Here is a 14,444-nt window from a genome sequence, read left to right on the forward strand (position 1 = left end):
GACTGGTCTAAACCAATCGGGAACGGCGGGGAAACGCTTCAGGAGGCGGTTGCCCGGCGGTCCCGACCGCTCCACCCTTCACATGATCCACGACCGGTTCACACCGAGACAACAGGCGCAGCACGGGACGGCATCGCTCAGGGTTGCCGTGTCGCGCGGTCGGTCTGTGGATCGTCCAGATCCCTCACCACCAAGGAGTACGGCATGCAGCGCAAGCTCATAGCCCTGACCTCGGCCGCCGCGGCCGTGGCGCTCATGGCCTCCGCGTGCAGCTCGTCGAAGTCCGACAAGGGCGCGGCGGCCGAGCCGTCGCAGGGCGGATCGGTCACCGCGACCAACGCCCCGACGCTGTCCGGTGCCAAGGACAACGCCGCCGGCACCACGCTGAACGTCTGGCTGGTCTCGGACCCCAAGGACAACCCGGACTGGATGGCGATCATCAACAACGCCACCGACCAGTTCAAGGCGAAGACCGGCGCCGACATCAAGATCAACTGGCAGACCTGGGGCAACCACCTGACCAACCTGGACGCCGCGCTGTCCGGCAGCGGCGACGTCCCGGACGTCATCGAGGTGGGCAACACCGAGGCCGCCAAGTACGCCTTCAACGGCGCCTTCGCGGACGTGTCGTCGGTCAAGTCGACCTTCGACAACAACGACACCTGGCTGGACGGCCTGTCCGCGCCGTGCACCCAGGACGGCCACCTCTACTGCATCCCCTACTACGCGGGGACCCGCACCCTGATCTACCGCACCGACCTGCTCCAGGCCGCCGGCGTGACCTCGGTGCCGAAGACCTGGGCCGACTTCACCGCGGCGCTGGACAAGGTGAAGACCGCCAACGCCTCGAACGCCAACTTCGTCGCCTACAACGCGCCGGGCAAGAACTGGTACCAGGCCGGCTCGTTCGTCTACGGCCAGGGCGGCTCGTTCGCCGTCAAGGGCTCGGACGGCAAGTGGAAGGGCAACCTGGAGGACCCCAAGTCCGTCGCCGGCCTGCAGCAGTGGTCCGACCTGGTCTCCAAGTACTCCACCAAGGCCAGCGCGAGCAAGGACGAGTCGGACGAGGACACGCTGTTCGAGACCGGCGACGTCTTCGCCGAGTACGACTCTGCCTGGCACGCCGGCGCCGTGCAGCAGGTGCACCAGAACCCGAACGACCCCAAGTCGCCGCTGCAGGACACCAAGGTGAAGGGCAAGGTCGACACCGCTCCGCTGCCGGGCGCCACCGCTGACAAGCCGTCCCCGGCGTTCCTGGGCGGTTCGGTCCTGGGCATCACCGCCAAGTCGAAGAACCAGAACCTGGCCGCGCAGTGGATCCAGCTCTACACCAACGCCGCGTCCAACGCGGCCGAGGGCAAGCTGGGCAACCTGCCGAACAACAAGACCGACCTCGCCAAGGCCGTCGGCCCGGCGATCTCCCAGCAGGTGGCCGACCAGGCCGCCTCCAGCTGGTTCACCCCGGTCGCCCCGAACTGGGCGGACGTGGAGTCCAGCAACGTGCTGCAGAACATGCTGGAGAGCATCGCCACCGGCAAGGCCACCGTCGCCGACGCCGCCAAGACCGCGGACGCCAAGATCACCGAGCTGCTGAACAAGAGCTGAGGCCGATCGGCGTGGGGAGCGCGGACCCCGCCCCGACCGGCGGGGCCCGCGTCGCCCGGAACCGAGTTTTCCGGTGGGGGCCGTGCCGCGCTGCGGCACGGCCTCTTCGACGAGTTGAGGTGTGCACATGGCCGCGGTGATAGACCCCGTCGGCACGCTCGACCCGCCGCCGACCCGCGGACGCAGGGGCGTGCGACGGCGGCGGTTCGAGTCGACCCCGTATCTCCTGGTGATCCCGACGATCCTGGTGATCGTCCTGACCCTCGGGATCCCGCTGTACAAGATCGTGATGCTGGCCTTCCAGCATCAGAGCAAGCGCCAGCTCTACACGAACAAGCCCGGCGACTGGGTCGGGTTCCAGAACTTCTCCGACGTGCTGTCCGACAAGGACTTCTGGTCCTCGGTCGAGCGCACGTTCCTGATCACCGTGCTGCTGGTGGTCTTCTCGATGCTGCTGGCACTGGGGCTGGCGCTGCTGCTGAACCAGGTGTCCAAGTGGGTCCGGACGCCGCTGATGGTGCTGCTGCTGTTCGTCTGGGCGATCCCGCAGATCGTCGCGGTCGAGCTGTTCGCGTGGTTCACCGACCCCAGCTTCGGGGTGCTGAACTACGTGCTGACCCAGCTCGGGTTCGACGGCTTCAAGACCCACGACTGGTTCGTGAACCCGGTCCAGGGCTGGATCGTGATCATGGCGCTGGTGATCTGGCAGGCGCTGCCGTTCCTGACCGTCACCCTGGCCGCCGGCATGTCGATGGTGCCCAAGGAGCTCGGCGAGGCCGCGCGCATGGACGGTGCGAACCCCTTCCAGGTGTTCCGGACCGTCACCTACCCGACCATCAAGCCGCTGCTGGTGATCGCCACCTCGCTGTCGGTGATCTGGGACTTCCAGCTGTTCGGCCAGGCCTACGTGATCCGGCAGAACAAGCCGGAGCCGTCCTACCAGGTGCTCGGCATCTTCTCCTACACCGAGGCCTTCGGGCACAGCGACTACGGCCTGGGCGCGGCGATCTCGATCCTCACGATCCTGGCCATGCTCGGGATGATGGTCTTCTACGTGCGGCAGATGCTGCGGATCGGAGACGGTGACTGATGACCGTCAGCACTGGTACCGGCCGCCGCAGGGCGGTCGCCCCGGCACCCCGCCGCTCGGGCGCGGGCCGGAAGAAGTCGAAGAAGGCGCTCTGGAACAGCGCCGGGATCCTGGTCTTCGCGATCATGGGCTTCCCGGTGTACTGGATGATCAACACCTCGCTCAAGAAGCAGAACGAGTGGCAGAACTACACGCCGCACTTCATCCCCGAGCACCCGACCCTGCACAACTTCACCGGCGCGTTCCACGCGGACAACTTCCTGATCTCGCTGCGGAACAGCTTCGTGATCACCATCGGAGCGGTGCTGATCTCGCTGGTCATCGGGTTCTTCGGGGCCCTGGCGATCGCCCGGTTCTCCTTCGCCGGCAAGAAGGCGGTCATCTTCACCGTCCTGCTGGTGCAGATGGTCCCGCTGGTGGTGCTGGTCATCCCGGTGACCCAGACCATGCAGGACCTGAACCTGAACGACACGCTGATCGGCATCACCATCACCTACCTGGTGTTCACGGTGCCCTACACGGTGTGGACGCTGCGCGGCTTCATCTCCAACGTCCCGAGGGAGCTGGACGAGGCGGCGATGGTCGACGGCTGCAGCCGCTGGCAGACCTTCGTCCGGATCATCCTGCCGCTCACCGGGCCGGGCCTGGTCGCGACCTCGGTCTACGGCTTCATCCAGGCCTGGAACGAGTTCATCCTGATCACCACGATCAACCACGACCACCGCAAGCAGAACATGCAGGCCTGGCTGATCGACACCGCCGTGGGCTCCCGCGGCACCGACTGGGGCGTGCTGATGGCCGGCGCGACCATCACCTCGATCCCGGTGGTCATCCTGTTCCTGGCCATCCAGAAGAACCTCGCGACCGGTCTGACCGCCGGCGCGGTCAAGGGATAGGGGCTGCGGCGCGCATGGGGGACCAACTGCTCCGCGACGCCGCCGCCGTGCTCCAGCCGGGGTTCGTCAACGACGACTCCGGCCGGGTCCCGGACTGGGTGCGCCGCGCCCTCGCCGAGGACGGCCTCGGCGGGGTCGCCTACTACGGACGGAACATCGCCGCGACGCCGGAGCGCACCGGCGAGCTGTCGGCGGCACTGCGGGCCGAGAACCCGCACGTGCTGGTCGCGGTGGACGAGGAAGGGGGCGACGTCACCCGGCTCGACGTCGCCACGGGGTCGGCGTTCCCCGGCAACTACGCGCTGGGGTTCGTGGACGACCCCGAGCTGACCGAGACGGTGGCCCGGGAGATCGGGCTGGTGCTGCGGCGCTCGGGGATCAACCTGAACTACGCGCCGGACTCCGACGTCAACACCAACCCGGAGAACCCGGTGATCGGCACCCGGTCCTTCGGGGCCGATCCGGAGGTGGCGGCGCGGCACTCCGCGGCGTACGTGCGCGGCCTGCAGGCGGCGGGCGTGGCCGGGTGCGCCAAGCACTTCCCCGGCCACGGGGACACCGCCGTGGACTCGCACCACGGGCTGCCGCTGGTGCAGCACTCCGACGAGGAGTGGGACAAGCACCTGGCGCCGTTCCGGGCCGCGATCGCCGCCGGCGTGAAGTCGGTGATGACCGCGCACATCCTGGCGCCGCGCTACGACGCCGAGTTCCCGTCGACCATGAGCCGCAAGGTGCTGATCGACCTGCTGCGCGGCGAGCTCGGGTTCACCGGGCTGGTGGTCACCGACGGCATCGAGATGGGCGCCATCGCCGACACCTACGGGGTCGCCGAGGGCACGGTGCTGGCGCTGGCCGCCGGGGTCGACGCGGTGTGCGTCGGCGGCGGCCTGCGGGACGAGGCCGACTACCTGATGCTGCGGGACGCCCTGGTGGACGCGGTGCGGGCCGGCCGGCTCCCGGCCGAGCGGCTGCACGACGCCGCGACCCGGGTGCGCGAGCTGGGGGCGTGGGCCGCCGCGCAGCGTGCGATCGTCCAGGAGGGGACGCACGCTGGCGGCGGGCCGGGGGAGTCCTCGGCGGCAGCGGTGGCCGCGCCGAAGGCTTCGGCACCGGTGCCGTCCGCCACGGCTGCCGCTGACGCTGCCGCTGACGCTGACGCCGACGGTCCCGGCACCGGCACCGTTGCCAGCGCTGGCACCGAGTCCGTCGGGCTCGCGGCCGCGCGCCGCGCGGTGGTGGTCTCCGGCGCCCCGCTGGCCCCGCTCACCGGCCCGGCCGCGGTCCTGGAGTTCGTCCCGATCGCCAACAACGCGGCCGGGGCCGCGGTGCCGTGGGGCCTGAGCCCGGTGCTGGCCGAGCTGCCGGCCGGGAGCACGGCCGTGCGGTTCGTGCAGCCCGGCGCCGGGACCGGCTTCGCCGGCGACGCCGCCCCGGTCGGCGAGCGGCCGACGCAGACCGCCGTGCCGTACACCGCGGCGGCCGTCTCCGAGGCGGTGGCGGCCGCGACCGGGCGCCCGCTGGTGCTGGTGGTCCGGGACGCGCACCGGCACGCCTGGATGGCCTCGGCGCTGGCCGCCGTGACCGCTGTCCGGCCGGACGCGATCGTCGTGGAGATGGGCATCGCATACGGTCTGGGGGAGAAGTCCGTCGGGGCGACGCAGGTGGCTTCGCACGGAGCGGCGCTGGTGTCCGGTCTCGCGGTCGCGCGGGTCCTGGTGGAAGGGACGGTCTAGGTGAGCGATGCCAAGCCCGGAGGCGTTGAGCCGGGGCAGATCATGGCGCGGGAGATCGCCGAGCAGCCGGCGGTGCTGGAACGGATCCTCACCGAGGGCCTTCCGCACATCCGGGAGGTCGCGGAGCGGGTGAAGGCGGCCCATCCGCGCTTCGCCCTGCTCACCGCGCGCGGCACCAGCGACAACGCCGCGTACTACGCCAAGTACCTCATGGAGATCACGCTCGGTCTGCCGGTCGGGCTGACCTCCATGAGCACCACGACGGCGTACCGGGCCGAGCCGGACCTGAGCGACGTGCTCTGCGTGACGGTCTCGCAGTCCGGGGGCTCGCCGGACCTGGTGGCGTACACCGAGATGGCCAAGGCCCGGGGCGGCCTGACGCTGGCGGTGACCAACGTCGCCGGCTCCCCGGTGAACCGGGCGTCGGAGCTCGACCTGGACGTGCTGGCCGGACCGGAGCTGGCACTGCCGGCCACCAAGACCTACACCGCCGAGCTGCTCACACTGTGGCTGCTGGTGGACGCGCTGCGCGGTGGCGACGGCTCGGCGGCCAAGGCGCTGCCCGAGCTGGCCGCCGGGGTCCTGGCCCGGGACGCCGAGGTGGCGGACCTGGCCCTGCGCTACCGCTTCGCCTCCCGCCTGGTGCTGACCGCGCGCGGCTACTCCTACCCGACGGCGCGCGAGGCGGCGCTGAAGATCATGGAGACCAGCTACCTGCCGGCCCACGCCTTCTCCGGCGCGGACCTGCTGCACGGCCCGCTGGCCATGGTGGACAACGTCAGCCCGGTGGTCGCGGTGGCGGCCGAGGGCGTCGGCGGCGCGGCGCTGGAGCCGGTCCTGGAGCGGCTGCGCGAGCGCGGCGCGGACCTGGTGGTGATCGGCTCGGCCGAGCACGTCGCCGGGGCCACGGCGGGCTTCGTGCTGCCGAGCGGGACCCCGGAGGAGCTGTCGCCGATCCTGGAGATCCTGCCGCTGCAGCAGTTGGCGTACCACGTGACGATGAACCGGGGCCTGAACCCGGACGCGCCGCGGGCGCTGGCGAAGGTGACCGAGACGCACTGAGCCGGGGCCGCGCCCGCACAACGGGACGGTCCAGAACCCGCCGGTCGGCGCGACCGGCGGGTTCTGCTTTTCTCGGAAGGACTTCCGGTCGCGGGGGAACCGGCCCGGGCCGGCGGGCGTGTCCGATCGGTGGCGCTGATCGCCACCGATCGGACAGAGGGGCGGGAGCCATGGGTTCAGGACGGACGGAGGCCGACTTCGAGGCGTTCTACGCCGCGTCGTCGCGCCGACTGCTCGGCCATGTCTACGCGATGGTGGGGGATCTGGCGGAGGCCGAGGACGCTCTGCAGGAGGCCTACGCGCGGGCCTGGCAGCGGTGGCGGCGGGTGGGGGCCTACGAGGACCCGGAGGGCTGGGTCCGCACCGTGGCGTACCGGATCGCGGTCAGCGCGTGGCGCCGGGGGGCGAACCGACTGCGGGCGCACATGCGCGGGGCCAGACCGGACGAGGTGCCGGGCGTCTCGCCGGACCGGCTGGTCGTCATCGCGGCGCTGCGGGCCATCCCGGCCGAGCAGCGGCGGGTGATCGTGCTGCACCACTTGGTGGGCCTGACGGTGGAGGAGATCTCCGCCGAGACCGGCACCCCGAGCGGGACGGTGAAGTCGCGCCTGGCCCGCGGCCGCCGCGCGCTGGCCGGCCACGTGTCCGAGTACGCCGACGAGTTGCAGGAGGCAATGACACATGTCTGAGTTCGTTGACGTCTTGACGGAGGCGGTGGAGGCGGGCACCGCCGAGGGCCGGCTCCCCGGCGCCGCGGACGCGATGCGGCGGGGGCGGCGGCGCAGCCTGCGCGCCCGCGGTGGAGCGGCGGCCCTGGGGGTGGCCGTGCTCGGCGGTGCGCTGGGGATCGGCTCCACCTTCGGCCCGGACTCGGGGACGACGCCGGTGGGGGCCGGGGCCGGCCCGGGGGAGTGGGGCGTCCGCCACGCCGACGACGGCATCCTCCCGGTCGCCCAGTGGCCGGGAGACGCTCTCGCGCACTGGAAGCTGACGCCGAGCTGCGGTCTCGCCGACCGGAAGGCCTGCCGTCCCGGTGCGGCGACCGACGACGTCAAGGAGGCCAGGGTCGGCGAGTGGACCGGGCAGTGCGAACCGGGCGCGTCGGTCCCGGTCCGGAGGTTCGTGCAGTACGGGACGCAGTTCGACGAGGGGCGAAAGCTGGACGCCGATGAGATCGTGTTCACCTTCCCCGACCGGGACACAGCCGCCGCCGCGTTCCTGGCGGGCGCCCGCACAGCGGGTTCACCGCAGAGCTGTGCCGGCGTCGCCGACGCGGAAGTCGCCTCGCCCGGCGTCAGCACCGCCGACGGCGTGTCGTGGCTGTTGACGCAGAAGGCCACCCTGGTCGGTTACACCCACTTCTACGTGGTCCAGGTGGATGATCGCGTCGCACTGTTGCGGGTCAACCAGATCGGCGGCGACACTCTCCGGAGCACTACCGGAGACGAGACCGTGTTGCAGAACCTCAAGGCGGCGTTGAGCAGATAGCGGCCGAGAACGCGCGATGCGGGTCCGTCACGTCGTGGCGGGCCCGCATTCGTTCTTCCTGCTTCCTGGAGGCCGGGGGCCTCCGGCCCCGGGCTTCGCGGCGGTGTCGGCCCCTCAACCTCCACCGCCGCGAACAGCCCGCGGCCTTCTTGGTTCGCCACCGTCCCGGCCGTTCCGGCGAGGCGTGCGGAGCCTCGCGGAGCGTAGCCGCCGGGTGGCGGCCTGGTCGGAAACACCGTTCCCGCGCCTGTCAGGGCTAGGCGGGCTGGTGCTCCCTCGCCAGTTCTTGGGGACCGGTCGGCGTGTCCGCGCCGGAACCGGTCTCGAATACGCTACGCCCTGCGATCCAGGTACGCAGCGGGTGGTACCCGTCGTCGAACCAGACGAGGTCCGCGCGGGCCCCGGGTTCGATGCGGCCCAGATCGGTCCGGCCCAGCGCGTCGGCGGGCACGCGGGTGGCCGCCTCCAGCACCGAGGCCTCGTCCAGGCCGATGCCGATCATATTGCGAACGGCCCGGTCCAGCGTGAGCGCCGACCCGCCGATGACGCCGGCCGCGTCCCGCGGGACGCCGTCCTCGCCGAGGAAGACCTTGATCCCGGACAGCTCGTATTCGCCCGGCGGCATCCCGGCGGCGGCGATGGCGTCTGTGACCAACGCCACGCGGCCCGGCGCGGCGCGCCACACCAGAGTGCAGATCTCAGGCGCCACGTGGTGCAGGTCGGCGATCAGTCCGCAGGTGAAGCGGGTGTCGTAGAGCGCCGCGCCGGGCACGCCGGGCTCCCGGTGGTTCAGCGGGCGCTGCGCGTTGAAGATGTGGGTGACCAGGGTGGCGCCCTCGTCGGCGGCGGCCAGGACCTGCTCGGCCAGGGCGTCGGTGTGCCCGAGCGAGACCCGGACCCCGGCCTTGGCCAGGTGGCGCACCGCCTCCGGCCCGCCGTCCAGCTCCGGTGCCAGGGTCACCATGGTGACCAGGCCCCGGGTGCCGTCGGCGGTCAGCGTCTCCAGGACGGCGCCGACGCGTTCCGGCGTCGGCGTGACCAGGTACCGCGGGTCGTGGACACCCGGTTTGTGCGGCGACAGGAACGGCCCCTCCAGGTGCACGCCGAGCGGCTGCGCGCCGGAGAGGGAGCCGAACACCGCGCCGGCCCGCTCCAGCCCCGCCAGCAGGACGTCGAGCGGAGCGGTGATGTAGGTCGGCTGGAACGCCGTGACGCCGGTGCTCGGCAGCCGGTCGGAGACCCGCCGCCAGTCGTCGTCGGTGGCGGTGATGAAGTCGACGCCGAAGCACCCGTTGGTCTGGATGTCCACCAACCCCGGCGCGAGCACGCCGGTGGCCAGGGCTATTTCCGCTTCGGGCGCGGCGCCGTCCAGCACCTCGGTCACCACGCCGTCGCCGATGACGACGGTGGTGGGGCCCACCAGGCGTCCCCCGATCAGGGCGCGCTGAGCTGAGATGCTGGTCACGAGTAGAGATTGTGGACTAGACCAATCTGCGATGTCTAGACCTATGTTCAAAACTGTCACGCGAAGCGGCGAGTTCGCGCAGGACCGCGCGGATGTGATCTGTTTCAAAGTCGGACAAATCGGCGCGAGCCGTCACCCGAAGCCGGGACAGCCCGTCCGGAACGGACGGCGGCCGGAAGCATCCGACCCGGAGACCGCGCTCCAGGCAGAAGGCGGCGGCGGCGACCGCGGCCTCCGGGTCGCCCAGGATGATCGAGGTGACGGCCCCACTCGGCGGCGTCGCCCGGAGCCCGACCTCGAGGGCCAGTTCGTACAGCTCCCATGAGCGTTTGCGCACCAGCTCCGGCAGGCCGGGGTCACGGCGGACCAGCCGCAGGGCCGCCAGCGCCGCCGCCGCCGAGGCCGGGGCCACGCCGGTGTCGAAGATCATCGACCGCGCGGCGTCCACCAAGTGGGCGGTCAGCTCCGCCGAGCCCAGGACCGCGCCGCCCTGCGAGGCCAGCGCCTTCGACAGAGTGGCGGCGACCACCACGTCCGGCTCCCCGGCCAGTCCGGCGTCGAACACGGCGCCACGGCCTCCAGGACCGGCTACGCCGAACCCGTGCGCCTCGTCGACCACCAGGACCGCGCCGTGCGCTCTACAGGCCGCGTGGAGCTCTCTGAGGGGTGCCGTGTCGCCGTCGACCGAGAACAGCGATTCGACGACGACCAGAGCCCGTTCCTCGGTCCGGTTCGCCAGCTCCCCCGCGACCGCCTCGACGTCGCTGTGCGGCGTGACGGCGATCCGGGCGCGCGACAGCCGGGCGGCGTCGATTAGGGAAGCGTGGTTGAGGCTGTCGGAGACGATCAGGTCGCCGCGGCCGGCCAGCGCGGTGATGACGCCGAGGTTCCCCAAGTAGCCGGAGGAGAAGACGAGGGCCGACTCGGTCCCGGCGTGGACGGCGAGCTCGGCCTCCAGTTCGGCGTGCAGCTCGGTGGTGCCGGTCACCAGCCGCGACCCCGTGGAGCCGGCGCCCCATTCCCGGACCGCCGCGACCGCCGCGGCCACGACCTCCGGGTGCCGCGTCAGGCCGAGGTAGTCGTTGCCGGCCAGGTCGATGAGCGGCGAGTCCGCGGCACGGGGAACCAGGGAACGGCGCAGGCCCGCGGCCCGGCGCTGCTCGGCGCGCTCGGAGAGCCAGGACAGGGGGTGGTGATCGTCGGTCGTGCTCACGAGGCAAGAGGCTACCGGCAGGCACATGGGTCCGGACCTGCGCTGACTACCAACGGAATCGAGCGCGGGTTGTGGGGTTCGGTGTGTGATACCAAGAACCCATGCCGTCCATGAACGACCTGATCCACACGCGGACCGACCTCGACGAGACGGACCTGGACTGGCTGCACCTCCTCGTCGCGGACTGGCAGCTGCTGGCCGACCTCTCGTTCGCCGACCTGGTGTTGTGGACCCCGCTGAAGGCGCAGGAGGGCGAGGGGGCCGCCGGTTACGTCGCGGTGGCCCAGATGCGCCCCAACACGGGCCCCACCTGCTACACCGCCGACCTGGTCGGTTCCACGCTCAAGCGCGGCGAGCGGCCGATGCTCGACCTGGCCATCGACTCCGGCCGGATCCGGCGCGAGGGCGATCCGGAGTGGCGCGAGGACGTCCCGGTCCGGGTCGAGGCGATCCCGGTGCGGCGCGGCGACCGGGTCATCGCCGTGATCTCCCGCAACACCAACCTGCTGGCCGCCCGCACCCCGAGCCGCCTGGAGCTGACCTACCTGCAGACCGCGGCGGACCTGGCCCGCATGATCGCCGAGGGGATCTTCCCCTACCCGGAGTCGCGCGACCAGCAGGACAACTCGCCGCGGGTCGGTGACGGCGTGATCCGGTTGGACGCCGACGGCGCCGTCCTCTACGCCAGCCCCAACGCGTTGTCCGCGTACCACCGCCTCGGCTACGCCGCCGACATGGTGGGGGAGCACCTCGGCGACCTGACGGCGGCGCTGGCCCCGGTCAAGGGCCCGATGGAGGAGGCGCTCCAGGTGGTGGCCTCCGGCCGCAAACCGCGTGAGGCCGAGGTCGAGGGCAACGGCGCGGTGGTGCAGCTGCGCGCCATCCCGCTGCGGCCGCAGGGCGAGCGCACGGGAGCGCTGGTGCTCGTGCACGACGTGACCGAGCTGCGGCGGCGCGAGCGCGAACTGGTGAGCAAGGACGCGACCATCCGCGAGATCCACCACCGGGTGAAGAACAACCTGCAGACCGTGGCGGCGCTGCTGCGGCTCCAGGCGCGCCGGATCGAAGGCGAGGCCGGGCGGGCCGCGCTGGAGGAGGCGGTGCGCCGGGTGGGCTCGATCGCGCTGGTGCACGAGACCCTGTCCCAGACCCTGGACGAGCGGGTCGACTTCGACGAGATCGCGGACCGGGTGCTGGCGATGGTGGTGGACGTCGGCTCCGGCGGCCCCGGCGGGGCGACGGTGCGCTCGCGCCGCACCGGGAAGTTCGGGATCCTGCCGGCGCAGGTCGCCACGCCGCTGTCGATGGTGCTGACCGAGGTGCTGCAGAACTCGCTGGAGCACGGACTGGCGGACCGGGGCGGGTCGCTGGAGGTCGAGGCGTACCGGCGGGGGCCGCGGCTGCGGGTGGTGGTGACCGACGACGGGAACGGGCTGCCGGCGGGTTTCGACGCCGCGACCACTGGGAACCTCGGACTACAGATCGTCCGCACGCTCGTTCAGGGCGATCTGCACGGCACGTTCGACCTCCGGCCGGCACCCGGCGGCCGGGGTGCGGTGGCGGTGCTGGAACTGGAGGTCGGGGACACGCCGAAGGCGTGAGGCGGCGTCGGATCGGCAGGGGAGAGGGGCGGCACGGGCCGGCAACTTGGCGGTAACAGGGTTCCGCTAGGCTAGGCGGAACATCCGGAGAAAGACCCCGGAAAGCAAGAGAGCGGCCCTGCAGGCCGCTCACTCAGGCGTCCGTACTGCGGTCCAAGAACGCCGCAGCACGGAGATTCATACGTGCGTCGATGAAGTTGTCTGAAGTCGTCGTACTGTTCGGCCGGACGCGGCCGAGTCGGGTGCGGTGGAAGGCGACCGGAAGGTCCGGTCAGGCCATCCGGCTGCGGGCCCGGGCGGCGCGGCGCTTGAGGGCGCGGCGTTCGTCCTCGCTCATCCCGCCCCAGACGCCGGCGTCCTGGCCGCTCTCCAGCGCCCACTGCAGGCACTGGTCGACCACGTCACAGCGGCGGCATACAGCCTTGGCATCCTCGATCTGCAGCAGCGCGGGCCCGGTGTTCCCGATGGGGAAGAAGAGCTCTGGGTCCTCGTCACGGCAGGCAGCGCGGTGGCGCCAGTCCATGGGGTCCACTCCTTCGGAGTCGTCGTGATACGTGCGTGCGGTGCCGGAGGTGCGGGCGCCGACGGCCCGTCCAGGTCCCCCACGACCCCGGCGGGCCCGGCGGCGTCCGTGTCGCCGGGTACTACAGCCACAACGCCGGACGCGGGTGTCCGGTCACTGTGGGTCCTGCTGTTGTACGTCTGTGTACGTTCTGTGCGGTGGCCCCGCCACTGGAAGACCGCCACGCGGGGTTCCCCGGTTCCCGCGCCCCATCCTTGTGAATGTGAACGCTTTCACTAGTAACCCCGGCGATCGGGACCACTCGAACTTCTGGGGCAGTTGGCCTCGGTGCCGGATGCGCTTGCGCGATCGGCTCACGAGGCGTGACGCAAAGAGAGAACCGCGGTCCGGACAAGATCCGCACCGCTCTTTCCCTCGCGTCCAACCGCACCGAGCCGGGTGATCCGCCGACAGGTGCCTCACCAAAGGTTGTCAGGGGTTCCCACCGGTGCACAAGCCCTTGGTCCGATGTTTTTGGATTTCCAGGGTGTCTCCTCGCTCACACCTTGCCTTCCAAGGGTATGAGCGGATGGCAATGGCAACTCCAAAGGTGCTGGAGCGGTCGATTACCTGGGATTCCCTGGGGGCGGCTCAGTGTGTGGCCGGAGCGGACCGGACCCGGGTGTCCGGACGCGACTCCATGTCATCACATCTTCACGCGCAGCGCGTCGCGAATCGCTCGGAACGTCACACTTTCGCGCAGCCCCAAGTGGTCCCCGTCGACCTGGAAGTCGGTCGGGACCGACGCCGTGAGGGTGAATTCCGCGAGGTCGTGGTGCACGCACACGTTCCTCCCCCGGACCAGCTTCTCCGAGTCGGTGAACATGTGGCGCACGATCCTCAGCGCGGCCCCGCCCGACATCCTGGTCACGCCGAACAGGTCCAGCCCGTGGTCGAACGACGATTCCGGGGTGATGACGATCGGCTTGTTCCCGAGATAGGTCCAGGGCGAGGTGTTGGTGACGACGGCCAGGAACAGCGCCGGTATCTCGGTCCCGTCCGCGAGCTTCATGGCGATGGGGGGATTGCGCCGGTCCAGGCCGTTCCAGAAATGGCGGAGCGCGGAGCGCACGTAGAGGCCGCCGGTGGACTTGTGCCCGGCCCGGCGGCGGTCCTCGACCATCCCGACGACCGCGGCGTCGAAGCCGAAACCGGCGGTGAAGGTGAAGTAGCGGTCGTCGGCCCGGCCCATCGAGACCGGCCGCGAGCGGTTCTCGTGGAGGGCGTCGAGGAGGATGCCGGTGGCCTCGACGGGGTCGTTGGGCAGGCCGAGGGCGCGGGCGAAGACGTTGGTGGAGCCGCCCGGGACCACCCCGAGGTCGGGGCGCGGGGCGCCGTCGGGGAGGTCGGCGGTGAGTATGCCGTTGACGACCTCGTTGACGGTCCCGTCGCCGCCGAGGGCCACGATGAGGTCGAACCCGGACTCGGCGGCCTCGCGGGCCAGCTCGGCGGCGTGACCGCGGTAGGCGGTCTCGCCGATCTCGGTCTCGAGTTCGCCGGCCAGGGCGTGGGACAGCACGTCGCGCGTGCGCGTGGTCGTGCTGGTGGCCTTGGGATTCATGACCAGGAGCGCGCGCATGGGGCACAGGCTACTGGTTCGTATTAGGACTGCGGTACGCGACCCGCTGGGGTGCGGGCGAACCCCGGTCGCTCATCGTCTTTTCGCCACTGGCCGTGGGGAGCCGGTCACGCGTCTCCGCGGGGCGGCAAGCGATTCCCCGCCATGACA

The 14,444-nt window shown here is 71.2% G+C and carries 12 protein-coding genes; 8 read left to right on the top strand and 4 right to left on the bottom strand.

Annotation, left to right across the window (positions count from 1 at the left end; all coding sequences use genetic code 11):
• Nucleotides 1–204: 204 nt before the first annotated feature.
• From ABD466_RS15735 to ABD466_RS15765, 7 genes are all read left to right on the top strand, one after another.
• Nucleotides 205–1,605, top strand: a complete 1,401-nt coding sequence (locus ABD466_RS15735) for an extracellular solute-binding protein (RefSeq protein WP_344657787.1) — start codon at nucleotides 205–207, stop codon at nucleotides 1,603–1,605.
• 127 nt (nucleotides 1,606–1,732) lie between these two features.
• On the top strand, nucleotides 1,733–2,695 hold the full coding sequence (locus tag ABD466_RS15740) for a carbohydrate ABC transporter permease (RefSeq protein WP_344657788.1): 963 nt from the start codon (nucleotides 1,733–1,735) through the stop codon (nucleotides 2,693–2,695).
• The gene (locus tag ABD466_RS15745) at nucleotides 2,695–3,591 is read left to right on the top strand and encodes a carbohydrate ABC transporter permease (RefSeq protein WP_344657789.1); all 897 of its coding nucleotides are present in this window, start codon (nucleotides 2,695–2,697) and stop codon (nucleotides 3,589–3,591) included. Before ABD466_RS15740 ends, ABD466_RS15745 begins: the two co-directional genes overlap by 1 nt.
• A 14-nt stretch (nucleotides 3,592–3,605) precedes the next feature.
• On the top strand, nucleotides 3,606–5,324 hold the full coding sequence (locus ABD466_RS15750; RefSeq protein WP_344657790.1) for a glycoside hydrolase family 3 N-terminal domain-containing protein: 1,719 nt from the start codon (nucleotides 3,606–3,608) through the stop codon (nucleotides 5,322–5,324).
• A 42-nt stretch (nucleotides 5,325–5,366) separates the two neighbouring features.
• Nucleotides 5,367–6,386, top strand: coding sequence for an SIS domain-containing protein (locus ABD466_RS15755; RefSeq protein ID WP_344657909.1), 1,020 nt, complete (start codon nucleotides 5,367–5,369; stop codon nucleotides 6,384–6,386).
• Between the two features lie 170 nt (nucleotides 6,387–6,556).
• On the top strand, nucleotides 6,557–7,075 hold the full coding sequence (locus ABD466_RS15760; protein ID WP_344657791.1) for a SigE family RNA polymerase sigma factor: 519 nt from the start codon (nucleotides 6,557–6,559) through the stop codon (nucleotides 7,073–7,075).
• A complete protein-coding gene (locus tag ABD466_RS15765) occupies nucleotides 7,068–7,874 on the top strand; it encodes a hypothetical protein (RefSeq protein ID WP_344657792.1) in 807 nt (268 codons plus the stop codon). The genes ABD466_RS15760 and ABD466_RS15765 overlap by 8 nt, the downstream gene beginning before the upstream one ends.
• Before the next feature lie 256 nt (nucleotides 7,875–8,130).
• Here the strand turns inward: ABD466_RS15765 and nagA are convergent, their stop codons facing one another.
• Both nagA and ABD466_RS15775 read right to left on the bottom strand, forming a co-directional pair.
• The gene (gene nagA / locus ABD466_RS15770; RefSeq protein WP_344657793.1) at nucleotides 8,131–9,339 is read right to left on the bottom strand and encodes an N-acetylglucosamine-6-phosphate deacetylase; all 1,209 of its coding nucleotides are present in this window, start codon (nucleotides 9,337–9,339) and stop codon (nucleotides 8,131–8,133) included.
• Between the two features lie 16 nt (nucleotides 9,340–9,355).
• Complete coding sequence (locus ABD466_RS15775; protein ID WP_344657794.1) at nucleotides 9,356–10,552, bottom strand: 8-amino-7-oxononanoate synthase; 1,197 nt, start codon at nucleotides 10,550–10,552, stop codon at nucleotides 9,356–9,358.
• Between the two features lie 110 nt (nucleotides 10,553–10,662).
• Between ABD466_RS15775 and ABD466_RS15780 the strand changes: the two genes are divergently transcribed.
• Nucleotides 10,663–12,153 carry a sensor histidine kinase gene (locus tag ABD466_RS15780; RefSeq protein WP_425558662.1) on the top strand — a complete coding sequence of 497 codons (1,491 nt, stop codon included), beginning with the start codon at nucleotides 10,663–10,665 and terminating at the stop codon, nucleotides 12,151–12,153.
• 271 nt (nucleotides 12,154–12,424) lie between these two features.
• On the opposite strand, the gene ABD466_RS15785 is transcribed toward ABD466_RS15780, so the two are convergent.
• The gene (locus ABD466_RS15785) at nucleotides 12,425–12,676 is read right to left on the bottom strand and encodes a WhiB family transcriptional regulator (RefSeq protein WP_015796260.1); all 252 of its coding nucleotides are present in this window, start codon (nucleotides 12,674–12,676) and stop codon (nucleotides 12,425–12,427) included.
• Nucleotides 12,677–13,361: 685 nt separating this feature from the next.
• Nucleotides 13,362–14,294 (bottom strand): diacylglycerol/lipid kinase family protein, encoded by a 933-nt coding sequence (locus tag ABD466_RS15790; RefSeq protein ID WP_344657796.1) that lies wholly within the window; start codon nucleotides 14,292–14,294, stop codon nucleotides 13,362–13,364.
• Nucleotides 14,295–14,444 lie beyond the last annotated feature (150 nt).

Source organism: Catenulispora subtropica, from assembly GCF_039531675.1.
Classification (GTDB): Bacteria; Actinomycetota; Actinomycetes; order Streptomycetales; family Catenulisporaceae; genus Catenulispora; species Catenulispora subtropica.